Consider the following 23,262-nt stretch of genomic DNA (forward strand, 5'->3'; position numbering starts at 1 on the left):
GCTGACTGTCCATTGAACTGCCATGGATTATGCCATGATTTTCTGTTTGAGACGAAGTAGAAAATTCTTAAAGTCATCTAAGTAGGTAAAGATCACAGGAACCACCACCAAGGTGAGCAGGGTAGAGGTAATGATTCCACCAATCACAGCATGCGCCATAGGGGCACTTTGCTCACCACCTTCACCAAGTCCGAGCGCAAGTGGAATCATACCCATGATCATGGCACTGGTGGTCATTAAAATTGGACGTAAACGGGTTTTACCTGCTTGTAAAATCGCATCATAACGGCTGCTGCCAGACTCCATGGCTTTTTTAATAAAATCGATGAGTAAGATGGCATTTTTGGTGACCAGTCCCATCAGCATAATGATGCCAATAATGGAGAATAGATTCATGGTCGAATTGAACAAGAACAGGGCTAAAAATACCCCAATCAGCGATAGTGGGAGTGAGGCCATAATCGCGGCAGGGTGAATAAAGCTATTAAACTGTGAACCTAAAACAATATAAATAAACACAATTGATAAGGTAATTGCTGTGAGTGCATAGCCCGCCGATTCAGCCATATCGGCATTTGCTCCTTGAGTATCGAAGCTATAGCCCGCAGGCAGTTTAAAACTATCCTGAATTTTTTGTATATCGGCACCAATATCACCCGCAGGGCGCCCAGCCGTATTGGCTTCAACTAAGACTTCTCGTGCCAAATCACGACGATTAATCTGAGAAGCCCCTAAGGTTTGTTCTAGGCTCGCGATACTGCCAAGAGGTACTAAAATATTTTGTCCTGACTGATCTTGTTTCGCAGAGTTAATGTATAAATTGCCTAAATCATTCGGTAGGCTACGTTGGCTTTCAGCTAATCGAACATTGACATCATAGGTTTCACCTTTGTCATCTTGCCAAGAGGTGACATCATCACCCGCAATTAAGGGGCGTACAACATTGGCAATTTGACTGACCGATAGGCCTAAATCATTGGCCAAAACCCGATTAATATGGACTGCCAAGTTGGCTTTAGGTTCTTTGAGTGAACTTTCTAAGTCGACAACGCCTCGAACCTGAGCAACCTCTTGCATGAATTGGTCTGAGATCTTTTGAAGTTGATTTAAGTCAGGTCCTTTAATCGAAATCATGATCGGTTTTTGCCCGCCAGAAACATTTTCATCTGCAGAGGCAACCGAAGTGACACTAATTCCTGCAATACTTTTAAGACGATCACGAAATTCATTATTGAGTTGAATCAGTGTCTTATCGCGTTGTTGGCGTGGAGTTACCGTCACACGCAGGCTGACATGGTTTTTCCCGCGATCTGTAACGCCGTTAATCACGCCATAAGTACCGAGTACTTCAGAGTTCTGTCTTAGAATTTGCTCGACTTGTAACAGTTTGGCTTGCGAATATTCCAAAGATGCATTAACTGGGGTTTCAAATTTAATTCGAATTTGGGCTTTATCTGGCGTAGGTACAAATTCGGTACCAATCATTTTAGATAAAGCGAGAGCTCCAAAAAGGGAGGCAATCGCAATCATGAGCGTCATCAAGCGAAAGCGTAATGCCAATTTTAATAAGTATTCATAGAGATGGGTAATACGATCTAGCAGATGTGCAATGGCATCGAAGAAACGGCTTAATAAGTTTGGTTTCTTGGTTTTTCTGTCGGAATCTGTCCAATGTGCAGAGAGCATGGGATCAAGGGTGAAACTGACAAACATGGAAATTAGCACGGCGGTACTAACCGTTACCCCAAATTGGTAAAAGAAACGGCCGATAATACCGCCCATAAAGGCAACAGGTAAAAATACTGCCACAATGGTTAAGGTTGTGGCTAAGACTGCTAAGCCGATTTCTTTGGTTCCATCTAATGCTGCACTGACATGGTCTTTACCCATATCGGCATGGCGGACAATATTTTCCCTAACCACAATCGCATCATCAATCAGTAAGCCAATGCTGAGTGACAATGCTAAGAGCGTCATCATATTAATGCTAAAGCCAAAAGCCCAAATCATGGCTAAAGTGCCCAATAAAGAGATGGGTAAGGTCATACCGGTAATAATGGTGGAGCGGAAGGAGCCAAGGAAAAGTAATACAATCAAAACTGCAAGTATTGCGCCTTCAAGAATGGTTCGCGTGACATCTTGAATACTGCCACGAATGCCTTGAGAGCTGTCGACCACAACTTTCACACTGACGCCTTCGGGGAGTTGTTTTTCAATTTTGGCTAAAGCTTTACGAGTGCCATCCACCACTTGAATAATATTTGAATCGGAGTTACGCAATACATCTACCGCGACAGCAGGGTTACCATTTAAAAACGCGCTAGAGTCAAGTTCTGCCTGACTGTCTTCAACCGTCGCAACTTGTTTTAAAAAAATCGGACTGCCATTTTTGGTGGTAACGATTAAATCCCCAAAAGCGTAGGGATGAATCACTTTGGATTTAATTTCGACCACAAGTTCGGAATTGGCTTGTTTGAGGGTGCCGCCTGGAACTTCAATATTTTCACTTTTTAGAGTGTTGATGACTTGGTCGATGCCAATACCGTAGCTTTGTAATTTATAAGGATCAATCACAATTCGAATTTGACGCTGGCTATCGCCTAATAAATTGACGGCACCTACGCCAGATACTGTTTGTAATTCTGGCACAATCCGCTGGTCAATATAGGTGCTGAGCTCACGTAAGGATTGGGTATTGGACTCAAATACAATTGACATAATTGCACTGGCAGTCGGGTCATAGCGTTCGACCACAGGGTCTTGGATTTCATCTCGAAATTCAGCAGTCACAGGTGCTATTTTTTCACGAATATCTTGAGCAGCAACAGCAGAGGGAACGTCTAAGTTAAACTCAACAATGATGGTGGAAAGCCCTTCACTGGACTGTGAAATGACCTGCTTTAGCCCTGAAATGGTATTGATCTGATCTTCCATTTTTTTGGTAATTTCAGATTCAATGGTTTCAGGCGAAGCACCGGGATAAGTGGTATGCACAACAACAAATGGAAAGTCGACATCAGGAAATTCCTCCACGCTCATGCGTTGCCAAGAAGCTAAGCCGAGCACCATCAGCGATAACATCATCATGATAGTAAAGACAGGATATTTTACGCTGATACGGGTTAACCACATTTTGAGACCCTAAACTTATTTAGTTCGCTGAATCGTAACGGTTTTATGAAGATCATCATCGTTGAACTTTATGCGGCTAATTTGATCGCCACTGGTCAGTCCAGAGACGACAGCCGTATTTTCGCTATAGCGCTGTTCAAGTATTTGTATAGGAACGCGTTCAATTTTTTGCTGGCGAATCACCCAGACATAAGGCTTTTGTTCAAGGTTTTGAATCGTGTCTAAGGGAATTAATTGTCCCGATGCAGAAGGTACTGCCAGAATATTACCTTCAACAAATGCGCCTATACTTAATGGATTAAGCTCTGAGTTTGGTGTGGCATAAAACTCAATTTGACGACTATTTAAATCCGCCAGTGGTGAAATACGACTGAGTGTTGCGGTCAGTGTTTCAGGACTTCCTTGTATGCGGTATTCAATTTTTTGCCCTACTTTTAAAGCATTGCGCTGATCACTCGGTAAACGTGCTTGAAGTTCTAACTTTGTTGGGTCAACGATTTCAAATAAGGTTTGACCCGCCGCGACGGTTTGACCAGGTTCAACCTGACGTTTGGTGACAACGCCTGTTATAGGGCTACGCAAAGTCCCATCTTGTTCAGCTTTCAGTGCAATATCAACAGCAGCTTGTTGCGCCTTAGCATTTTCTAATTGTGCCTGATAGTCCACCTGATTTTGTTCAAATTCAACTCTAGAGATAAAGCCCTGATCAAGTAACCGTTGCTTACGTTTCATCATGTTCTGAGCAAGGTTGGCTTGTGCTTTAGCTGCAGCCAAATTTGCTTTCGCTTGAGCTAGACGAGCTTCATTATCTTGATTGTTGAGTTGGATTAAGATCTGACCTTGTTGTACAGCATCACCAACATTGGCACGGACTAAAGTTGCGGTGGCTGTCACTTGAGATTGCAAGCTGCTTTGATTTACAGCACGAATGCTGCCTGTAAATGGGGTTCTTTCTACAGATTGACCAAAATTAATTGCAACTAGATCTTGTTGAATAAGCTCAATCTTCTTATTTTCACTGAGGGGAAGTGTTTCGGGTTGTTTTTGACAAGCAGCGAGTAAAAGACAAATCGTGAGAGCGGATGATTTAAATAAACGGGGTGCATACTGCATCAAAAATGTCCTTACTTCATTGCAGGATTAGTTTTCCATGGCTTTTAAGCGCGCAATTATATTCGCGTATTCAGCTTGCGTATTGCGATAGTTGGTTTGTAAAGACTGAATTTGCTCTTTTTTATTGCTGATATTGGTCGCATTATTGCTGAGGTTGCTTTTTAAAATCGCTGGAACAGGATCGCCTTTACGTAAATATTCCATTTCTTGTCGTTTAAATAAAATACGATCATTTTGCAATTGTTTGAGCTGGTCTTGTTGGAAGCTGATTTGTTTTTTTATATTGGCTAAAGCTTCATTACCTTTATTGATAGCAACCTTGCTGTTAGTATAGGCACGTTTTAAGCGTAAGTCAGCTTCACGTTGTTTGGCTTGAGCAGCACGTTGAGGTGCTTTTTTCTGTTCTGTTTCCGCATTATAGGGGCGATTACGTTTAATCACCTGCATATTGCGGTCGAGTGCTTCATAGCCATAGCGAATATGATTAGGGGTAACACTGGTACTAATATTCGCCACACCTTTGTTATCGTAATAACGATACCAAACGGCTTTTACTTCTTCAGCAAAAGTAAATGCTGATTGGAGGAGCAACAGACTAATCAGCAAAAGTTTAAATGCCATTTCCTTTTCTGCAATGAAAGCAAGTTTTCGACTAAACTGACTTTTCATTGAATCCCCCACAAAAAGTTAAAGTTGACTAAATTACTTATTTTTAAGTAATAATAAAGTTATATTAGAACTAATCTGGCGAAGAAAAAACCTCTATTCATTAAAAAAAATATTGGAATGAATGAAAGTGTGAAATTGTAGGTTAAATTAGTAAAAAGTGTCGAATTAGTTCGAAACTGTTCATTGAAAATACAAGTAAATATATGTTAAAAATGTTAGCAACTTGTAATAAAACTTCATATACCAAATGTATGTACATTCTAAAAATTGGACGGGTCATTAAATGGACGATAAATTTCAAAATCTAAAAGTCATGGTAATTGATGATTCAAAAACCATTCGCCGTACAGCAGAAACATTATTACAACGTGAAGGTTGTGAAGTTGTTACCGCAGTAGATGGTTTTGAGGCCTTATCAAAGATTGCTGAAGCAAATCCAGATATTGTTTTTGTCGACATCATGATGCCACGTCTAGATGGCTATCAAACTTGTGCATTGATTAAAAATTCGCAAAATTATCAAAATATTCCTGTCATTATGCTATCGAGTAAAGATGGTTTATTTGATCAGGCTAAAGGACGTGTTGTCGGTTCTGATGAATATTTAACAAAACCATTCAGTAAAGATGAACTTTTAAACGCAATTCGTAATCACGTAACAGCATAAGTTTTGTATTGGGGAAGAGCATGGCTCGTATTTTGGTTGTAGATGATTCGCCTACAGAAACATTTCGTTTCAGAGAGATATTAGGCAAGCACGGATTTGAAGTTATTGAAGCTTCAAATGGTGCAGATGGGGTAACAATGGCACAAGCAGAACTTCCTGATCTGGTGCTTATGGATGTGGTGATGCCTGGTGTAAATGGTTTTCAGGCAACGCGTCAAATTGCGCGTGGTGAAACAACCAAACATATTCCTGTTGTGATTGTGAGTACCAAAGATCAGGCAACTGACCGTGTTTGGGGTAAACGTCAAGGGGCATGTGATTAGTTAACTAAGCCAATTGATGAACAGCAATTGATTGACACCATTAAGCAGCACCTCAACGCAGGATAAACTATGGCAGCGAACGGATTTATCGAATTACTTCGCTTGGCGAAACGTGGTAATAAAAACTACGTTTCGACTGAGAATGAAGTAAACCGATGGTCAGGGATTGCATTTGAAATGATGGGGCAATATTTCGTTGCCCCTCTAGGTGAGGTTTCGGAAGTTATTTATCCACCTAAATATACGCCAGTGCCAAATACCCAGTCATGGGTGATGGGATTGGCTAATATTCGTGGACGATTGCTCTCAGTTGCAGATTTATCTCATTATATTTCTGGACATCGAAGCCAATATTCACCGACACAAAAAGTCTTATGTATCAGTCATCATGATCATTATGTCGGATTAGTCGTCGATCAGGTTTTGGGCATTCAACACTTTAATAAGAAAAGTTTCTTTTCTAAACACAAAGATTTAGATAGTAATTTACAAGAATATTGCCAAGGGTATTTTCATCAACATAACCAACAATGGCATGTTTTCTTATTTAGTCGTTTATTGCAAAATCCAAAATATATGAACGCATCTATAAAACTTATAAATTAAATAGTCCAACTCATTAAGAATGAAGGCAAAATTCGGGGAGAAGCTGCATGGGCTTTAAACTAAAAAAGAAAAATGCAGGTGAAAGTACCAACCGTGCGGGTGGTAATGCTTTAGTAGCAAAAATTCAATCACAGACGGAACAGTTTTCACGTGTATTCGGTGACAGTGAAAAGTCCAAACCATTAATTTTGGGTGCAGCGTTTTGTATCATCTTGGCCCTATTCCTTCTGTTATATCTATTCTATAGCGTACCGCGTAATAACGAATTTACCCGTAGTTTGGGTGATTTACGTCTTTTATCACAAACGATTTCGCGTCAAGCGACAGAGGCAACTGCTTCTGGTACACCAGAAGCAATTAAAAAATTGACAGATTCGCAAAAGGCTTTCGCTGAAAACCTTGAAACGGTTAACGATATCCAAGCGAGTACTCCTGCACTACGTGAAGTCGATGCACAATGGAAAAAAGTTTCTGAAAATATTGATTTAATTGCTTCACAACAAAAAATCATTAATCAGTTATATGACACTAACATTGCAATCAGTGAAAGTATTCCAGGTATTCAGGCTGAATATAACTTGATGGTTGACCAAATGGCACGTCAAAATATGCCAAGTAGTCAGGTAGTTATTGCGAAAAACCAGGTGTTTATTGCGGAACGTATTTTACGTTCGATTAACTCGGTATTAACAGGTACTACTAACTCAAGTGCATCAGCAGATGACTTTAGTGCGGATACTGAAACATTTGGTTCGTATTTGAATGCGCAAATTAATGGCAGTGCAGAACTAGGTGTACAACAGATTACAGAACCTGCTTTACGTGAATCTTTAGACGGTATTAAAGCGGAATATGATGAAGTATTAAAATCTGCGGCAGCAACAGTTTTAAAGAACTCCACGCAAATTGTAAAAGTACGTCAAGCTTCTTCTTCAATTTTTGAACAATCAGATGCATTGTTAACAAACTTAAACAAGTTATCTGGCGGTACAGGTTGGTTAATTGCAATTCCTGCCTTGGGCCTAATTCTGGCATTGATTGGTTTCTTATTCTGTGGATTTAAATTACTAGCACTTCGTGGTGAAGCCGATAAGGTTCGTGTATCACGTTTACAAGAAGAATATGACCGTAACCAGAATGCGATTTTACGTTTACTAGATGAAATTGCCGACTTAGCAGATGGTGACTTACGTTCATATGCGACGGTATCTGAAGATTTTACAGGTGCAATTGCCGACTCGATCAACTTCGCGATCGACCAATTACGTGAGTTAGTTTCGCGTATTACTGAAACTTCTGCAGAGGTTGCACACTATACGCAAAATACTCAGGTCATTACCAACCAGTTAGCCGAAGCTTCTGAGCACCAAGCACAAGAAATTGCAGGCGCATCAGCGGCAATTAATGAAATGGCAATGTCGATTGACCAAGTATCTGCCAACGCATCAGAATCAGCTACGGTAGCAGAACGTTCAGTACAGATTGCGACCAATGGTGCAGAAGTTGTAAACCGTTCAATTGAAGGTATGGATATCATTCGTGAGCAGATTCAAGAAACATCAAAACGTATTAAACGTTTGGGTGAATCATCTCAAGAAATTGGTAACATTGTTGCCCTGATTAACGATATTGCAGACCAAACGAACATCTTGGCATTAAATGCAGCCATTCAGGCATCTATGGCGGGTGAAGCTGGTCGTGGTTTCGCGGTCGTAGCTGATGAAGTACAGCGTCTTGCAGAACGTTCTGCCTCTGCAACCAAGCAGATTGAAACACTGGTAAAAACGATTCAAACAGATACCAACGAAGCCGTTATTTCAATGGAACAAACGACTTCGGAAGTTGTCCGTGGTGCGAACTTGTCTAAAGATGCTGGTGTAGCACTAGATGAGATTCAAAACGTATCGGGGAACTTGGCAAAACTGATTGCAAGCATTTCGGATGCAGCAAAACTGCAATCAGCATCAGCGGGTCATATTGCAACCACGATGAACGTTGTACAAGAAATTACGTCACAGACTACAACAGCGACTTTCGACACAGCACGTTCGGTTTCTGAACTTGCCAATATGGCGGAATCACTACGTGAATCTGTAACTGACTTCAAACTACCTGAATAAGTTAGCTAATCTATGGTATTCCGATCTGACATAGGTCGGAATATGCATCTAGTTTTAAGCATCGAAGCGCTGTATTTGCAAATGTGGTGCAGCGTGATGATTACACTCAGGTTTTAGCGCCTTTTATGGTGGCGAGAAACGTAAGAAGCCAAAGCTATGAAAGAAATATTAAAAAATTTAGTCGATACGACAACGCTTCCAGAAGATAGTTATCTTGACCAAGATGCTGAAATTCTAGAGATCTTTGTAGAAGAAATTGAAGAAATTTTTGAAGAATTAGATACCATTTTTGAACAGTGGTTAGCAAATCCTTCTGATCAGGATACTTTAACGATCATTCGACGCCATTTTCATACATTGAAAGGCTCGGGGCGAATGGTGGGGGCAAAGTCTGCTGGTGAGGTGGCTTGGGCTGTCGAAGATACTTTAAATCGTGTTATTTTCGGTTCTGTACCTTTAGAGCTTAAGATTCAGAAATTTGCTGAAACGGTTTATCGCGTTTTTCAATTTAAGCTTTATCCTCAGTTCAAAGCGGTCAAACCTATAGAAATTGATTTAAGACCTCTGGTGCTATTGGGGCAGCAGCTACAACAAGGTCAATCAATTGAACCTGCACTTGAAGAATTGTTATCTTTAGCAGATCAACTCAGATCTCCAGATGATTTGACTGGACTGGAATTAAATTCTTCTCAAGCAGAAATTGCATTGGTGGAAGAAGCAGTGGTTGCTGAATCAAGCGATCTACAAGAAGTGACGACATCCATTTTCATTGAAGAAGCTGAAGAACATCTTGCAACGATTGACCGCTTCTTGAAACAAGATACTGACGAAGTGCTTGATTATAATGGACTGATTCGTGCCTTGCATACTTTGCGTGGTAGTTCGTCTATGGCGCATATCCAGCAAATTTTTGATGCCAGTTCAAAAGTTGAAAATTTATTTAAGACGCTTTTACAAGAAGAAATCGTTTCAACTTCAAATGAGACAGCATTACTTATTCAATATGCTGAATTTGTGCGTGACTATTTACATATTTTACGTCAGGGTAAAGTTGAAAATTTAAATCAAATTGATCAAACATTTAATCAGGCATGGGAAAATTACGGTTTTAATCAAGAAGAATTTGAATCTAGTGCAAATCCACAAGGCTTGGTATCGAAATTAATAGAATTAGACATTGATCTGTTATTGGATGCGGAGCTAGAGTTTGAAAAACGCATTAAAAATGAATTTCCTATTTATGTAGAGCAATTAAGTCAAAAAGCGAATTTACTCGCGGAGCATACCAATAACCGTGCTTCACAGGGGATTCATGATTTTATTCAGGTTTTAGACAAGTGTTACCAAGCTCTTTTAGCTAAACCAACATTACTCAACATTGACTATGCCTATGAGCTATTCGCTCAGGCGCATCAAGAATTTATTTATCTATTTGATACGTTGGCTGCTGGGCAGCGCATAAGTTTATCTGCACCAGCAGAACAAGTGCTTCAAAATTTAACTGCATTCGTACAGCAAGATCTGGAAATTTTTGATTCAATTGAAGAAAATCCTTCTGCAGAAATGACTTCTGAGCTTGAAGCAGAGTTAATGATCGAGTCTGGTCATCAGACAGCAGCCGTTGACTTTGCGACTTTGTCAAAACGCTTGCACAGTGATGTGAAATTGGTTGATGCAGATGAAGCTAATCGACAATTTGACGAAGATCTGTTGGATATCTTCCTCGAGGAAGCTGATGAGCTGCTCATGGGGATTGATCAGGATGTACATACATGGAGCAGTGATCAGTCTAATACTGCAGCATTAAATAATTTAATGCGTTATTTGCACACCTTGAAGGGTGGTGCAAACATGATTCAAGCGACGCATATTGGTTTAATTGCACATGAATTAGAAACCATTTATGAACGTATTATCAATCAGCAAATTCAGGTATCACCTGCGCTGATTCAGATTGTTCGTCTGGTTCAGGACAACATTGCTGATCGTATTCAAACGATTCGAGAAGAAAAGGTTGATTATCCTGCTCCTGAAGCAATTGATATTTTAAATAATATTCATGCTTTGGTTGCTGGTGCTGTGGTATCTACAGACACCGAAGTGGTTACAGAACAAAAACTATCTGCTGTTGAACATGTGGCTGTATATGAAGCCGCGACCAATGAGTCTCCAGTTGTACAGCCTGTACATGCAGAAGTTAGTTCATTTGAAGAAGAATCCGAAACTCAAGATTGGGTTGAACCCGTACCACAACCGAACATTGTTGAACCATCAATTCAAGATGTTGAATCTTTAGCATTTGATGAGAGTGTGCGTTCAATTGTTGAAGAAACATTCTTCGAAGAAGCTGCAGAAATTTTCGATACGATGGAAAAACTGTTGCAGCATTGGTTCGAGCAACGTAGTGACCGTAGTTTATTACTTCAATTGCAACGTGCAGCGCACAGCCTTAAAGGTGGTGCACGCATGGTTGAAATTGAGCCTGTAGGGGCGATTGCATATCGTTTAGAAAGTGCTTTCGAACAGTTCGCTGTACATCACTTCAATTCAAATGTTTATGATCCGCTGCTCAAAACCACGATTACATGGTTAAGACATGCTATTTTTGATCATGATTATAGTAATTTTGACAGTTTAAAAGCAGGCTTGGAAGCGATTGAATATACAGATGTCACTGTTCAATTACCAACGCGAAGCAGCTCAGATTACTCGCCAATAACTGCACCAAGTTTTGAATTTATTCAAGGGGATGGAGCAGAGCCACCAGCAATGATGGGTGAGTGGGAAAGTTTTGGAGCCAATGATCAATCGAATGAAATGATCCGAATTTCAGCCGATTTGATTGAGAAGATGATTGATTTATCAGGCGAAAATTCGATTAACCGTTCACGTATCGAGATGGATCTTGGTCAATTAGGCAATACATTGAATGAAATGGAATTGGCGATTAAGCGTCTTGCTGACCAGTTACGTCGAATGGAAGGGGAATTAGAGTCGCAAATTATTGCCAAACATGGCAGTGAAGGTGGTCGATACGCCGACTTTGACCCATTGGAAATGGACCAATATTCATCATTAAATCAGTTGTCTAAATCATTGGCGGAATCTGCTTCGGACTTGGTCGACTTCAAGAGTACTTTGGCTGAAAAAATTCGCGATACAGAGGGTTTGTTATTACAGCAATCTCGTATTCAGGCCGAAATTCAAGAAGGCTTAATGCGAACCCGCTTGGTTCCATTCTCACGCTTATTGCCTCGTTTGCAACGTATTGTGCGTCAGACAGCTTCAACCTTAAACAGACCTGCTGAGTTAATTGTAAATAATACTGAAGGAGAGTTGGATCGTACTATTCTTGAGCGGTTAGTCACGCCACTTGAGCATATGTTACGAAATGCCATCGACCACGGTATTGAAGATCCCGCGCAGCGTCAGTTGGCAAATAAACCTGAAGTTGGGAAAATTGAACTCAATATTAGCCGTCAAGGTACGGATGTTATGGTTGAATTCCATGACGATGGTAAAGGGATTGACGTAAATCGAATTAAAGAAAAAGCCATTTCTTTAGGTTTGATGAAAGAAGATCAATTACTTGAAAAAGAAGAAATTCTGCAGTTGATTTTCCATCCTGGTTTCAGTACTGCACAGCAAGTAACTCAAATTTCTGGGCGAGGTGTTGGTCTGGATGTCGTACAAAGCTCGATTAAGGCGTTGGGTGGTCATGTCACTGTAGATTCAACCCTTGGAAAAGGAACAAGTTTTAGTATCCGCGTTCCAACGACTGTAGCAGTAAGTGATGCCTTAATGGTGAAATCTGGGGATCAGCAATTCGCAATTCCTTTGGCACAAATTGAGCGTATCATTCGAATTGCACCAACGACTTTGGAAACTTACTTTAATAGTAAAGAAGATTATTTCAAAATTGATAACCAAAGCTATAAGTTACGTTATCTTTCTGAATTTGTTTCCAATCAGCCTTTACCGCGTTTAAGCAATATTGCTCATTCGTTACCTGTATTGTTAATTAAGGGTAATAGTGGTCAAACGATTGCCTTATTGGTTGATCAATTGATTGGTTCACGTGCGCAAATTGTCGTGAAACCAATTGGCCAGCAATTTGCTGCAATTGGTGCGATAGCAGGTGCAACGATTCTAGGTGATGGACAAGTGTGTTTGATTTTGGATGGACAAAATATTGCCCGTCAAGTGCAAACCACACAACGTGTGAAACATGGCCATGATCAACGTGATTCTTATCGTTATAGCAATACACGTCGTTTAATCATGATTGTCGATGACTCGGTTACAGTACGTAAAGTTACTTCACGTCTATTAGAGCGCCAAGGTTATGATGTCGTCACTGCGAAAGATGGTGTGGATGCCATGGAGCAGTTAGAAAATGTCAAACCTGATTTAATGCTGTTAGATATTGAAATGCCACGTATGGACGGATTTGAAGTAACTAACTTAATTCGTCACCACGAAGTTCATAAGCAACTCCCAATTATCATGATTACATCACGTACGGGTGAAAAGCATCGTGAACGAGCATTTAGTTTGGGTGTAACTCATTATATGGGTAAACCATTCCAAGAGGCTGAATTGTTGAATAACATAGAAAGTCTTTTGACTGTGAAACAGGGGTAATTTGATGAGTGGAAAAATCGCGAATAAATCGGTTTTAGACCAAATTAGTCAGCAAGAGTTACATCATCTTATTACAGTTTCTACTGGATTTATTGATGCTTATATCATTCAGTGTTATGGCAAAGTTGCGATGTTATTACCTCAAAACATTGTACTTTCCGCATTGGATAGCCAGACACATGTTTCTTCAGTAGAGTGGCACGATGTAAAATTACCTGTTTATGCGGTGAATGATCCTGCAAAAGAGACAGGTGTTGCATTGGTGATTGAAGGTGATGAAGTAGATCAGCGTTTTGCCTTGATGTGTAATGAAATGCCGAAATCTGTACGTGTTCGTATTTCTGAGGTGGTTGACGAAGAAATGACAGTTACTGATCCTATGGTGTTTCAGTATGTGAGAATGGGCGAACAAACGTTCCAAGTCCCGAATGTAGTCCAGATTCAAGCCAGTTTAGGTATTAACTCATAAAAGCTTCAACAATAAAAAACCCATGTTCAACATGGGTTTTTTATTCGCTGTTTATTCAAAAGTCTTAAGCTAATAAGCCTTCTAAAATTTGCTCATAAATTTCAGCCAAAGGTTCTAAATCTGCTACATTAACGTGCTCATCAATTTGATGGATGCTGGCATTAAGTACACCTAGTTCAAGTACTTGGGCGCCTGTAGGTGCAATAAAACGACCATCTGATGTTCCGCCACTGGTCGATAACTCAGTTTCACGACCAGTAACATTCCGAATTGCATTTTTCGCAGCATTCACCAACTCGCCTACTGGGGTGAGGAATGGTAAGCCAGAATGTGTCCATTGGATTTCGTAAGTTAAACCATGACGATCTAAAATTTCTAACACACGGGCTTTTAATTCTTCTGCTGTGACTTCTGTCGAATAGCGGAAGTTAAATGTTACCGTCATTGTCCCAGGTACCACATTGGTTGCACCTGTACCCGCTTGGATATTAGAAACTTGGAAAGAAGTTGCAGGGAAATACTCATTTCCTTGATCCCAAACGGTATCACACAGTTCTGCAACAGCTTTAGAAGCCATGTGAATTGGATTAATCGCAAGGTGAGGGTAAGCTACATGGCCTTGTTTTCCTTTTACAGTCAGTACTGCATTTAATGAACCACGACGACCATTTTTTACAATATCGCCTAAATGATGCGTACTTGATGGCTCACCTACAAGGCACCAAGTCATTTTTTCTTGGCGAGCTTCTAGCGTTTCAATAACTTTTACAGTTCCATTAATCGCAGGACCTTCTTCATCAGAGGTGATTAAAAATGCGATTGAGCCTTTGTGATTTGGGTGCTTAGCTACAAATCGTTCTGATGCCACCACCATTGCCGCCAATGCAGTTTTCATGTCTGCACTACCACGACCATAGAGTTTGCCATCACGGATTTCTGGAATAAACGGTTCTGAGTGCCAAGCATTTAAATTGCCTGTTGGTACTACATCTGTATGCCCTGCGAAACAGAACACTGGAGCTTCAGTCCCTTTGCGCGCCCAAAGATTATCAACATCATCAAAACGCATAGGTTCAATGTTAAAACCAATTTTTGCTAAACGCTCAGCCATAATGTTTTGACAGTCATGATCGACAGGCGTAACAGAGGGTTGGCGGAGTAATTGCAGACTAAGTTCGAGTGTTTCGGAGTGGTTCATACAGGAAAGCAAATGAAAAATATGCTGCTATGATAGGCGAATCGAATCAAGAAAGGGAGTTTTGATATAAAAAAACCTTATCGTTTTGATAAGGTCTTGATGTTCTTTTGGGGGGATTATAATTTGTCTGCTGATTTTTCCGCGCTGTCTGTAACCACATCCCCAACTTTGGAAACGTCTTTACCTACACCTGCGACCGTATTACAGCCTGCTAGAAAAAAAGTGAGTAGTAATGAGATCGCGATTGCTTTTTTCATAGTGTTCTCCAAAACATGAATTATTATCTTGAGCACATATAGATTAAAAAACATTCAGCATAAACAGTACCATGATTTCATTATAAAAAAGTTAAAGAATGTATATGGCGTCATTTTAATGCTGAGCATAATGCTGTAGCAGAGGGCGGTTGCGATACATATAAAAATTTTGTTCCCCATCTTTATCCAAATAACAATACAAACCATCAGTCCAGAGCAGAGGTGTTACACTGGTTGCAGCAGCATGAGGGCAGAGCCATTCGTGGCGTTGTAAGCGATAGGGGAATGCTGTTTGAGGAATAAAATCATAGCCCCACAAGCCTATTCTTCTATGTGAGTTCAGCCAATGTGGGATTTGCTGTGTGGTTGCATGCAAAGGCAAATATAGTTGCCCCTTTAAGATGACAAAGCGTTGTTGTATTGGGTAATTCAGTGCTTGATCAAATTGAAACTGCTTTTGGGTAAAATGGTTTAATTTACGTTTTAATGTATCTGTCCGATTAAGCCCATACCAATGCGGAAAAGAAAAATCACATTCTGCTAAATAGTATTTTAAAGCCACTTCCCAATGTTCAATTTGATTGGTCTGCGTATTTTTAAGTAAAAAATCCAATTCGCCTAAAGTTTTAGGGCCTGCAATTTGTTGGATGCTGTGCCCTAAAAGTTCATAAGGGTGATAATTATGATCACATAACCAAAACCAAATAAACATTTCAAAGCGTAATCCTAGTCGAGTGCTTTTTAATTGATTTAAAAAGTTTTCTAATTCAGTTGGATGTTGATCTAAATAATCTAAACGAGTTTGGTAGAGGTGAAAGTACTGAGTCCAAACCGACTCTGTATGAAATTGAAATGCCTGTTGAACGTCAAATTGCTCGGGATAAGCACTTAGAATATTGGGGCTGGCAAGGCTAAAAGCCAATTGCCTCACCAGTGGATTTTTAAAATTGAGCCATGGTTCAAAAAGATGGTCTTGTTGTAAGGTTGGAAACATAGTGAAAACCGAAACGGCAGAACAATGTACAGAATTTAAAAAGGATAAAGTGTAAAAACATTTTATACTAGCGCAATTCTAGATTAGGGCTTGAAGATGAAGATAGTGTTTTGGCGAAGTTTAGTGGTGCTTTTTGTCATCCTTGGCTTTATTGGTGCTGTACTACCTGGTATGCCAACAACAGTATTTTTAATTTTAGCCGCGTGGGCAGCCTCAAAAGGTTGGCCACAAGTAGATGATTGGTTGTTAAATCATCCAAAGCATGGCGCAACACTTCGAGCTTGGCGTGAAAATGGCACTGTACCACGCAAAGCTAAATGGATTGCTTCCAGCATGATGCTGCTCAGTGGCGTATTGATGCTATTTACAACAGCACCTTTTGCGGTCAAAGTCTTTACAGATTTGACCATGTTGATTGTTGCAATCTGGTTATGGTTGCGCCCGGAACCAGTTTCGAGTGAAGCACGATAGATAATGCTCATAACTAATTGCACGTTTTTTAGGACAGTTCAATGCAATATTCATTACAACAAGCAGATATTTTAATCGATTTAGCAGAGCAGACTTTGCAACTTCCTAAGCATAATAAATTCTATGTGATTTCATCGGGTAAAAATGGGATTGGTGAACAAGAAAATAGTGGCAAGACACCAAGAGGATGGCACAAAGTGGCGTTAAAGTTTGGTGAGTTTTCACCAATTAATGCAGTCTTTATTGCACGTAAAGAAACAGGGGAGGTTTATGATCTGGAGCTTGCCACAGCATTTCCAGAACGTGACTGGATCTTGTCACGTATTTTATGGCTTGCTGGTTTAGAGCCACAGTTTAATCAAGGTGAGGGATGCGATACCTTCAATCGTTATATTTATATTCACGGTACACCAGATAGCGAACCCATGGGTATTCCAATGTCACATGGTTGTATCCGGATGCGCAATCAAGATGTCATCGAATTATTTGAACTGATTCCTGAAAATGCGTTGGTCTATATTTCGGAACAAACATTAAATTTAAGTTAAAGCGTTGTCATTTTCATCTATGGCGTTAAAAATGTTTAAAAATAAAGATAGCGGCTATGTGTAAAAAATACGCATACTTTTGAAATAACTTGCAGAATTTGCTTGTTTTTATAGCAAAACACTTATTTTTTAATCACTCAAACATAAAATTATGAAAACAGTGAGAAAAGCGTTTGACACTCGGTCAGGATTCTCTATAATGCACCACACAAACGATGAAGACGTTAAGGGCGCTTAGCTCAGTTGGTAGAGCGTCTGCCTTACAAGCAGAATGTCGGCGGTTCGATCCCGTCAGCGCCCACCAAGCCTTTACGTTAAACTCTCAGTGCAGCGGTAGTTCAGTTGGTTAGAATACCGGCCTGTCACGCCGGGGGTCGCGGGTTCGAGCCCCGTCCGCTGCGCCACTTGATGAGTTTAATAATTGTTTGTACCACAAATGCGATATTGTGTAAGTGCAGCGGTAGTTCAGTTGGTTAGAATATCGGCCTGTCACGCCGAGGGTCGCGGGTTCGAGCCCCGTCCGCTGCGCCATTTATACAAAATAGCTTTTGAGGGCGCTTAGCTCAGTTGGTAGAGCGTCTGCCTTACAAGCAGAATGTCGGCGGTTCGATCCCGTCAGCGCCCACCATATTCTTTGCGATGCAGCGGTAGTTCAGTTGGTTAGAATATCGGCCTGTCACGCCGAGGGTCGCGGGTTCGAGCCCCGTCCGCTGCGCCATTTCAAAGAAGTTTTACAGTCTGACAAGTTGTGTTTTAAAAGATAATCCATAGTGTTTATCTTGCATCCTAAAAATAGTGATGCTATTTTTAATGCCTTAGGGCGCTTAGCTCAGTTGGTAGAGCGTCTGCCTTACAAGCAGAATGTCGGCGGTTCGATCCCGTCAGCGCCCACCATAATTTTGACAGATTATGGATTTTGGTTTTAAGAATTCCGTGTTGCAGCGGTAGTTCAGTTGGTTAGAATATCGGCCTGTCACGCCGAGGGTCGCGGGTTCGAGCCCCGTCCGCTGCGCCATTTTAATATCTTATTTCCCTGAATAAGATGTTTAATCCAGATAAAGCACCTTTATCTCGGTTTTATAAAAATAGGTCTCTATTTTTATTCTTCAGGGCGCTTAGCTCAGTTGGTAGAGCGTCTGCCTTACAAGCAGAATGTCGGCGGTTCGATCCCGTCAGCGCCCACCATATATTTCCTTCATATTGTTTAAACTCAGTCTTTTATATAGAATTTATTATTCAATAATAATTCAATATATATCATTGATATGAGAAATCCTTATCAGCGTAAAGCTGCATCTAAAAGTCATAATTCTAGCCCGAGTGCGAAGAATATCTATCAGCAATTTATTGAAAACATGGTTGCTCAAGGATCTGTGAGTGCTTTATATCAGGATGGTTGGGCGTTATGCGCGACCCCAACAGGGCAACGTGCATTTGCAATCTGGCAAAATAAAAATTTAGCTAAATTGTTGATTAGAGACAATTGGGCACATTATGAATTGAGAGAAATTAGTCTTAAAGATTTGGTGGAAAAATTGATTCCCTATTTAAGAAAGGAACAGACCACCATTTCTTTGGACTTAACGCCTGAGGGGCAAAATATCTTGGTTGCACCAGAGAAATTGTTGTTAGATTTAAAAAACTATTTATACCAAGTCTATATGCAAAAACCTGAGTTGTTTCAGGATATGAAGCTTCCTCTTCCTCGTCATATTCGTCTGAATTAATCCTTAAAACTCATTTAAGAGCCAACCACTACCATAAGCAAAATATTCTCTAAGCCATGAATTATAACGGTTAATTAAAGGTGTGGGCGCGGCTACAGTAATGATATGACGATAGCCTTGTTTATGGGCAATTGCAGCAGCTCTTAAGGTATGGAAATCACTGGTAACGATAGCAATAGGTTCATTCAATTGAATATTGAGCTGAGCAAGAATGGGTTTGCTATTCTTTAGATTTAAATCGGTACTGGTGCTTTTGTCTTCTAACCAAATACGAGTAGGGGATATCGAGAAGTTTTGCTGAACGTACTTTGACATTACTTCTGCTTCAGTGAATTTTTCTCGAAAATCTAAACCGCCCGTCATGATGAGGGGGGTGTTGGGTTGTTGTTTTGCCAGTACGGCAGCTCGATTTAAGCGCTGTGCTAAGGTTGCGGAGGGTTGACCATGCTCGATACCACTTCCCAAAACAATAATAGCTTTTACAGGTGTGAGTTGAGCATTATTTTGGCTTGCTAGATGCAAATAGATAAAAAAGCAAAGTACGCTTGTACTCCAAAGCAAAAATCCCCAGCAACCTATACGCCAAAGGATATGTCTATATCGAGTTTGGTGAACAAAGAGTTGAACTTTAGGGTAGAGAAGTGCAAAGACTAGCAGTCCTGATCCAATTAACAACGGCAGTATAGTACCTAAATGAATTTTATTGAGACTAATTAAATAAGCCCCATCTAGGAAGAGTGCAGTTCCAATAATTGCTGCGAATAGTCTTTTTAATCGTATTGATTGCATAATTCTAGATTGGTTTGATGTGTTGAAGATAAATACTTATGACATGAAACGTATTGCGGAATGGATAAATAAAATGATGAATAAAAAACCGAGCCTATTTAAGCTCGGTTTTTTATTTTATGCTACTGCTTTTTAGTACACATCACGACGATAGCGCCCTTCTTGACGAAGCTGTTCTACCGTATTTTCACCCAGAATTTCGATGAGCGCATGCTCGACATCTTGGGCCATACCTTGGATGCTACCACAGACATAAATGACTGCACCACGATTGAACCATGAGATTAGCTCTGCTGCTTGATTACGCAAAACATGGTGTACATAAACCTTTTCCGCTTGATCACGTGAGAAAGCCAAATCCAGGCGTTCTAACATGCCTGTGCTTTGCCACGCTTCAATCGTAGTTTGATAGAAAAAGTCATGTTCTCGTTGCCGTTCACCGAAGATCAGCCAGTTTTGGGTGTAATCAGCACGGACACGCGCATGTAATAGACTCATCAGTCCTGCAATGCCTGTGCCATTACCAATACAAATGATTGGACGATTGTCATCAATGAGGTGGAATGACTCATTATTACGAATACGAAGTGCAATCTCTTGACCAATTTCAGTATGTGCTGTTAGCCAACCCGAACCTAAGCCAAGTTCACCCGTATGATCACTTTGCTGACGTACCACTAAACGTAGTGTTTGCTGCGAGGGAATACTGGCAATCGAATATTCGCGTGAAGCTAAAGTGTGTAGTTGCTCAAGTAGGTGTTCCATGTTGGCAAAAGGTTCAACATCGGTATTTAGTTGTTTATCCCATAATGCCTGCTCAATTGAAACAGCTAAGGATTCCACCTGAGTTTGGGGGGCAATTTGATGTTTTGCCATAAATTCAGCAATACGTTTTGCACTGTTGCCGGGTTGAATTTCGGCAATATCACCCGCTTGCCAATGTGCTTCATGCTGGGCTTGCAGTTCGATATTAAATGCAGGTGCACCAAGACTATTTGGATTCAATAAATCACGTTGCTTTAATGTCCAGCGATCAAATGTTTTATCGATGTGCATGGCTTGTAGATCAAGCTTGCTACTTTTTGCTAGTGCGTTATTCCAACGCTGTATATCTTCAGGGTTGGCATTATCGACTTCTATGGTGTCGAACAGTGCATGTGCTTGATTTTGTTTAAGCCAAGCCGCAATGGCATGTCCGAAGCTACAATAACTGTCTGGATATTCTTTGGAGCCTAAGGCCAATACTGCAAAATGCACATGGCTTAAATCTATTTGACTATTCAGTATTTTCTTGGCAAAACCTGAAGCAAGATCAGGTGCATCGCCCGTACCGTAGGTGCTTGCAACAAACAAGATTTGTTGAGCAGATTGCAGATCTTCTAGAGTCAGTTGTTGCACGGTTTTGACCGTAACGGGTTGGCGAGCCTCTTGTAAACTCGTGGCTGTACGCCAAGCCAATTGCTCAGCTACACCCGTTTGTGATGCATAAGCAATCAGCCAAGGTTTTGCATTTGGATCTACAGTGATGCTGTGATGGCTTACACGGGCTGCTAAGGTTAATTTTTTCTGCTTACGACGTTTAAGATACAGCATCCACCCAGTGACAAAGAACAATGGCATTGCAAGTGCAGCAAGCATGGCAAAGAAGTGATATACAGGCCCAAAGAAGCTACCACGATGTACGGGCAGCATACTGCTCATGATTTTCTCATTGAGCTTTTTGTCTGCATATAATTCAATATTTTGTATGGTTGCAGTTTGATAGTTATAGACGGCTTTATTTCGTGCTCGTTCATGTTGTGGAACTGGTTCGACAAAACCAAGTTCAACTTGACCATCTGCTTTTTTAGGCAGGTTTAAAGTGAGTGTTGAGTAGTCATGTCCTAGTTTGGCTTGAACACCTATCCAAGTTTGTGAAAGTACCGTTTGCATTTGCACTGGACTAAGCTCAGCACTGCTTCCAGCTTGTATATTGGCATTATGAGAACGACCTTGTGAGGCGTGTTCACCTGATGCTCCACGTGAAGCTCGTTGTCCTTCAGGTTTACCGCCTTGCATTTCTGGTTTTGGTTGTTCCACGCCCATCACTTTAAACATGCCACTACGCCACCAATCATAAGACCAGTAAAGTCCTGTACATGCCATTAGTAAATAAAATACCACCACCCATGTACCCACTACGGCATGTAAGTCCCACAGGAAATTACGACCTTTGAGTTTTGGCTTAACAAAAAGCCATTGTTTAACCGAATGTTTTTTGGGCCAGCGTAAATATAATCCACTCAGGACAAAGAAAATCAGCATGAGTGTACACGCTGCCGTAATTTGTTTCCCTACAGGACCAACGGTTAAATTACGATGCAATTGCTGCACAAACTGGAAAAAACCTTGTCCTTTTATTTCTGGCAGAACTTCAGCAGAGTAGGGGTTGACCATCATGTTATAGCCGCGTCGTGCCCCTTCTTTGACAATATTGACCGTGCTTGATGCTGTCGGGTCTTTCGCAATTGTGATGCTATTAATCTGGATCTTCGGATCGACTTGCTGAAAATGTAAATAGAGTTCAGCTGGTGTAAGCTTATCTCGATTTTCCGCCTGTACAACATAGCTATCTGTATTGATCCATTGAAGGATTTGCTGATCATAAGAATAAATAGCGCCAGTCACGCCCATAATGGACAGTATTAATCCAGCGGTAATCCCCATAAACCAATGGATTTGGAAAAATATTTTTTTCAACATGATGGTCAAGTGTTGGAAGTGTGAAAAAATTGGCGAAATTATAACTTAAGATTTGGCAGATAATGTGGATTTTGAGGATAATATTTATTCTCATTATCGTTTTTAATTGGTTTTGTAAAAAAGCCTTCATATTTCAGAAGGCTTTTCAGGAATCGGGTCGCTTAGATTTTCTTCGCTTCACCTACAGATTCATTTAAATGCTTGCGTATGGTTTCAAAAGAGAAATTACGTGAGTCCATGCGCTTAGGTAAAATATAGGCACCTTGTTGACCTTTGACTTTAAAGTTCAACAACATAAATTCTGGCGTGTTGTACCATTCGTAAATGTCTTTCCAGCCAATTGCACCAACGCCTTCTTGCATACCCATTTGCTGGCGCATCACGATACCGTGAGGTTGTACACCCAGTTTTACGCCTTTAATTTCCTGAACAGGAAACTCATTCATTTTGCGTTTAACATACCACTCTAAGCCATAAGTGCGGATTGCAAGGTATAAAGCCACCCCGACAATTGCCACCCAGCAAAAAATAGTTGAGTAGTTTTTTAATAAGATGATGCCCACAATCGCAAGAGCTACGATGGCACCCATAATCATCCATGCTTTGGTGCTAATTTTATTGGTACTACGCCAAATCACCATCTGAGCATGGCGTTGCTCAGCTTCAGAGATTTCGTAGTTCACAGGTTGTAGCGTGTAAGCGTATAAATTTTTTGCGGTCATAGTGAAAAGAGCAAATTTAAAACTAGAGAAAGTTTAGCATTAAATAGTCAGGGTTGATACGTTATAAATGC

At 40.6% G+C, this 23,262-nt stretch carries 17 protein-coding genes, 8 tRNA genes and 1 pseudogene; 17 read left to right on the plus strand and 9 right to left on the minus strand.

Annotated elements, in window-relative coordinates:
* Positions 1-27: 27 nt before the first annotated feature.
* The 3 genes from MP622_RS01370 to MP622_RS01380 are packed head-to-tail and all read right to left on the minus strand — an operon-like array spanning position 28 to position 4,914.
* A complete protein-coding gene (locus MP622_RS01370; protein ID WP_243792147.1) occupies positions 28-3,132 on the minus strand; it encodes an efflux RND transporter permease subunit in 3,105 nt (1,034 codons plus the stop codon).
* Positions 3,133-3,147: 15 nt separating this feature from the next.
* Complete coding sequence (locus MP622_RS01375; RefSeq protein ID WP_243792149.1) at positions 3,148-4,245, minus strand: efflux RND transporter periplasmic adaptor subunit; 1,098 nt, start codon at positions 4,243-4,245, stop codon at positions 3,148-3,150.
* A 27-nt stretch (positions 4,246-4,272) separates the two neighbouring features.
* Complete coding sequence (locus MP622_RS01380) at positions 4,273-4,914, minus strand: hypothetical protein (RefSeq protein WP_044738272.1); 642 nt, start codon at positions 4,912-4,914, stop codon at positions 4,273-4,275.
* Between the two features lie 283 nt (positions 4,915-5,197).
* Between MP622_RS01380 and pilG the strand changes: the two genes are divergently transcribed.
* From pilG to MP622_RS01410, 6 genes and pseudogenes are all read left to right on the plus strand, one after another.
* Entirely contained in the window at positions 5,198-5,581 is a 384-nt protein-coding gene (pilG, locus tag MP622_RS01385; RefSeq protein WP_004723803.1) for a twitching motility response regulator PilG, read from the plus strand.
* 20 nt (positions 5,582-5,601) lie between these two features.
* Positions 5,602-5,901 (plus strand): annotated as a pseudogene (locus MP622_RS01390) (response regulator); the annotation flags it as partial.
* Between the two features lie 72 nt (positions 5,902-5,973).
* On the plus strand, positions 5,974-6,510 hold the full coding sequence (locus MP622_RS01395; RefSeq protein WP_016167068.1) for a chemotaxis protein CheW: 537 nt from the start codon (positions 5,974-5,976) through the stop codon (positions 6,508-6,510).
* 47 nt (positions 6,511-6,557) lie between these two features.
* Positions 6,558-8,630 carry a methyl-accepting chemotaxis protein gene (locus tag MP622_RS01400; RefSeq protein WP_016167067.1) on the plus strand — a complete coding sequence of 691 codons (2,073 nt, stop codon included), beginning with the start codon at positions 6,558-6,560 and terminating at the stop codon, positions 8,628-8,630.
* Between the two features lie 156 nt (positions 8,631-8,786).
* A complete protein-coding gene (locus MP622_RS01405; RefSeq protein WP_243792151.1) occupies positions 8,787-13,274 on the plus strand; it encodes an Hpt domain-containing protein in 4,488 nt (1,495 codons plus the stop codon).
* 4 nt (positions 13,275-13,278) lie between these two features.
* A complete protein-coding gene (locus tag MP622_RS01410) occupies positions 13,279-13,743 on the plus strand; it encodes a hypothetical protein (RefSeq protein WP_016167065.1) in 465 nt (154 codons plus the stop codon).
* Between the two features lie 64 nt (positions 13,744-13,807).
* Here the strand turns inward: MP622_RS01410 and dapE are convergent, their stop codons facing one another.
* The 3 genes from dapE to MP622_RS01425 all read right to left on the minus strand — a co-directional run bounded on the left by dapE (position 13,808) and on the right by MP622_RS01425 (position 16,192).
* Positions 13,808-14,941: a succinyl-diaminopimelate desuccinylase gene (gene dapE / locus MP622_RS01415; protein ID WP_044738274.1), complete on the minus strand. Its 1,134-nt coding sequence runs from the start codon at positions 14,939-14,941 to the stop codon at positions 13,808-13,810.
* Between the two features lie 116 nt (positions 14,942-15,057).
* On the minus strand, positions 15,058-15,198 hold the full coding sequence (locus MP622_RS01420; protein ID WP_016167063.1) for an entericidin A/B family lipoprotein: 141 nt from the start codon (positions 15,196-15,198) through the stop codon (positions 15,058-15,060).
* Positions 15,199-15,313: 115 nt separating this feature from the next.
* Positions 15,314-16,192 carry a DUF1853 family protein gene (locus MP622_RS01425; RefSeq protein WP_243792153.1) on the minus strand — a complete coding sequence of 293 codons (879 nt, stop codon included), beginning with the start codon at positions 16,190-16,192 and terminating at the stop codon, positions 15,314-15,316.
* A gap of 96 nt (positions 16,193-16,288) precedes the next feature.
* On the opposite strand from MP622_RS01425, the gene MP622_RS01430 reads away from it, so the two are divergent.
* From MP622_RS01430 to MP622_RS01480, 11 genes are all read left to right on the plus strand, one after another.
* Positions 16,289-16,663 carry a YbaN family protein gene (locus MP622_RS01430; protein ID WP_016167061.1) on the plus strand — a complete coding sequence of 125 codons (375 nt, stop codon included), beginning with the start codon at positions 16,289-16,291 and terminating at the stop codon, positions 16,661-16,663.
* A gap of 41 nt (positions 16,664-16,704) precedes the next feature.
* The gene (elsL, locus tag MP622_RS01435) at positions 16,705-17,211 is read left to right on the plus strand and encodes a cell wall-recycling L,D-carboxypeptidase ElsL (RefSeq protein WP_016167060.1); all 507 of its coding nucleotides are present in this window, start codon (positions 16,705-16,707) and stop codon (positions 17,209-17,211) included.
* A gap of 228 nt (positions 17,212-17,439) precedes the next feature.
* Positions 17,440-17,515: transfer RNA gene (locus tag MP622_RS01440), tRNA-Val, on the plus strand.
* Between the two features lie 23 nt (positions 17,516-17,538).
* Positions 17,539-17,615, plus strand: a tRNA-Asp gene (locus tag MP622_RS01445).
* Positions 17,616-17,665: 50 nt separating this feature from the next.
* Positions 17,666-17,742 (plus strand) — tRNA-Asp (locus MP622_RS01450).
* Between the two features lie 21 nt (positions 17,743-17,763).
* Positions 17,764-17,839 (plus strand) — tRNA-Val (locus MP622_RS01455).
* Positions 17,840-17,852: 13 nt separating this feature from the next.
* Positions 17,853-17,929, plus strand: a tRNA-Asp gene (locus MP622_RS01460).
* Positions 17,930-18,029: 100 nt separating this feature from the next.
* Positions 18,030-18,105 (plus strand) — tRNA-Val (locus MP622_RS01465).
* Positions 18,106-18,149: 44 nt separating this feature from the next.
* Positions 18,150-18,226: transfer RNA gene (locus tag MP622_RS01470), tRNA-Asp, on the plus strand.
* 94 nt (positions 18,227-18,320) lie between these two features.
* Positions 18,321-18,396, plus strand: a tRNA-Val gene (locus MP622_RS01475).
* An 80-nt stretch (positions 18,397-18,476) separates the two neighbouring features.
* A complete protein-coding gene (locus MP622_RS01480; protein WP_243792155.1) occupies positions 18,477-18,938 on the plus strand; it encodes a DUF2750 domain-containing protein in 462 nt (153 codons plus the stop codon).
* Positions 18,939-18,941: 3 nt separating this feature from the next.
* Here the strand turns inward: MP622_RS01480 and MP622_RS01485 are convergent, their stop codons facing one another.
* The 3 genes from MP622_RS01485 to MP622_RS01495 all read right to left on the minus strand — a co-directional run bounded on the left by MP622_RS01485 (position 18,942) and on the right by MP622_RS01495 (position 23,191).
* Complete coding sequence (locus MP622_RS01485) at positions 18,942-19,727, minus strand: YdcF family protein (protein WP_243792157.1); 786 nt, start codon at positions 19,725-19,727, stop codon at positions 18,942-18,944.
* 132 nt (positions 19,728-19,859) lie between these two features.
* Positions 19,860-22,469: a sulfite reductase flavoprotein subunit alpha gene (locus MP622_RS01490; protein WP_243792159.1), complete on the minus strand. Its 2,610-nt coding sequence runs from the start codon at positions 22,467-22,469 to the stop codon at positions 19,860-19,862.
* A 161-nt stretch (positions 22,470-22,630) separates the two neighbouring features.
* On the minus strand, positions 22,631-23,191 hold the full coding sequence (locus MP622_RS01495; protein WP_016167056.1) for a YcxB family protein: 561 nt from the start codon (positions 23,189-23,191) through the stop codon (positions 22,631-22,633).
* Between the last annotated feature and the right edge of the window lie 71 nt (positions 23,192-23,262).

The sequence above is a fragment of the Acinetobacter sp. PK01 genome (assembly GCF_022819285.1).
In the GTDB taxonomy this organism is placed as follows: Bacteria; Pseudomonadota; Gammaproteobacteria; order Pseudomonadales; family Moraxellaceae; genus Acinetobacter; species Acinetobacter tandoii.

Excerpts from the sequence above, each read along its gene's own strand:
- MP622_RS01370 (WP_243792147.1), bottom strand. The coding sequence starts at position 3,132 with ATGTGGTTAACCCGTATCAGCGTAAAATATCCTGTCTTTACTATCATG.
- MP622_RS01425 (WP_243792153.1), bottom strand. The coding sequence starts at position 16,192 with ATGTTTCCAACCTTACAACAAGACCATCTTTTTGAACCATGGCTCAAT.
- MP622_RS01490 (WP_243792159.1), bottom strand. The coding sequence starts at position 22,469 with ATGTTGAAAAAAATATTTTTCCAAATCCATTGGTTTATGGGGATTACC.
- MP622_RS01495 (WP_016167056.1), bottom strand. The coding sequence starts at position 23,191 with ATGACCGCAAAAAATTTATACGCTTACACGCTACAACCTGTGAACTAC.
- elsL (WP_016167060.1), top strand. The coding sequence starts at position 16,705 with ATGCAATATTCATTACAACAAGCAGATATTTTAATCGATTTAGCAGAG.
- MP622_RS01400 (WP_016167067.1), top strand. The coding sequence starts at position 6,558 with ATGGGCTTTAAACTAAAAAAGAAAAATGCAGGTGAAAGTACCAACCGT.
- MP622_RS01380 (WP_044738272.1), bottom strand. The coding sequence starts at position 4,914 with ATGAAAAGTCAGTTTAGTCGAAAACTTGCTTTCATTGCAGAAAAGGAA.
- MP622_RS01430 (WP_016167061.1), top strand. The coding sequence starts at position 16,289 with ATGAAGATAGTGTTTTGGCGAAGTTTAGTGGTGCTTTTTGTCATCCTT.
- MP622_RS01410 (WP_016167065.1), top strand. The coding sequence starts at position 13,279 with ATGAGTGGAAAAATCGCGAATAAATCGGTTTTAGACCAAATTAGTCAG.
- pilG (WP_004723803.1), top strand. The coding sequence starts at position 5,198 with ATGGACGATAAATTTCAAAATCTAAAAGTCATGGTAATTGATGATTCA.
- MP622_RS01405 (WP_243792151.1), top strand. The coding sequence starts at position 8,787 with ATGAAAGAAATATTAAAAAATTTAGTCGATACGACAACGCTTCCAGAA.
- MP622_RS01485 (WP_243792157.1), bottom strand. The coding sequence starts at position 19,727 with ATGCAATCAATACGATTAAAAAGACTATTCGCAGCAATTATTGGAACT.
- MP622_RS01420 (WP_016167063.1), bottom strand. The coding sequence starts at position 15,198 with ATGAAAAAAGCAATCGCGATCTCATTACTACTCACTTTTTTTCTAGCA.
- MP622_RS01395 (WP_016167068.1), top strand. The coding sequence starts at position 5,974 with ATGGCAGCGAACGGATTTATCGAATTACTTCGCTTGGCGAAACGTGGT.
- dapE (WP_044738274.1), bottom strand. The coding sequence starts at position 14,941 with ATGAACCACTCCGAAACACTCGAACTTAGTCTGCAATTACTCCGCCAA.
- MP622_RS01480 (WP_243792155.1), top strand. The coding sequence starts at position 18,477 with ATGAGAAATCCTTATCAGCGTAAAGCTGCATCTAAAAGTCATAATTCT.
- MP622_RS01375 (WP_243792149.1), bottom strand. The coding sequence starts at position 4,245 with ATGCAGTATGCACCCCGTTTATTTAAATCATCCGCTCTCACGATTTGT.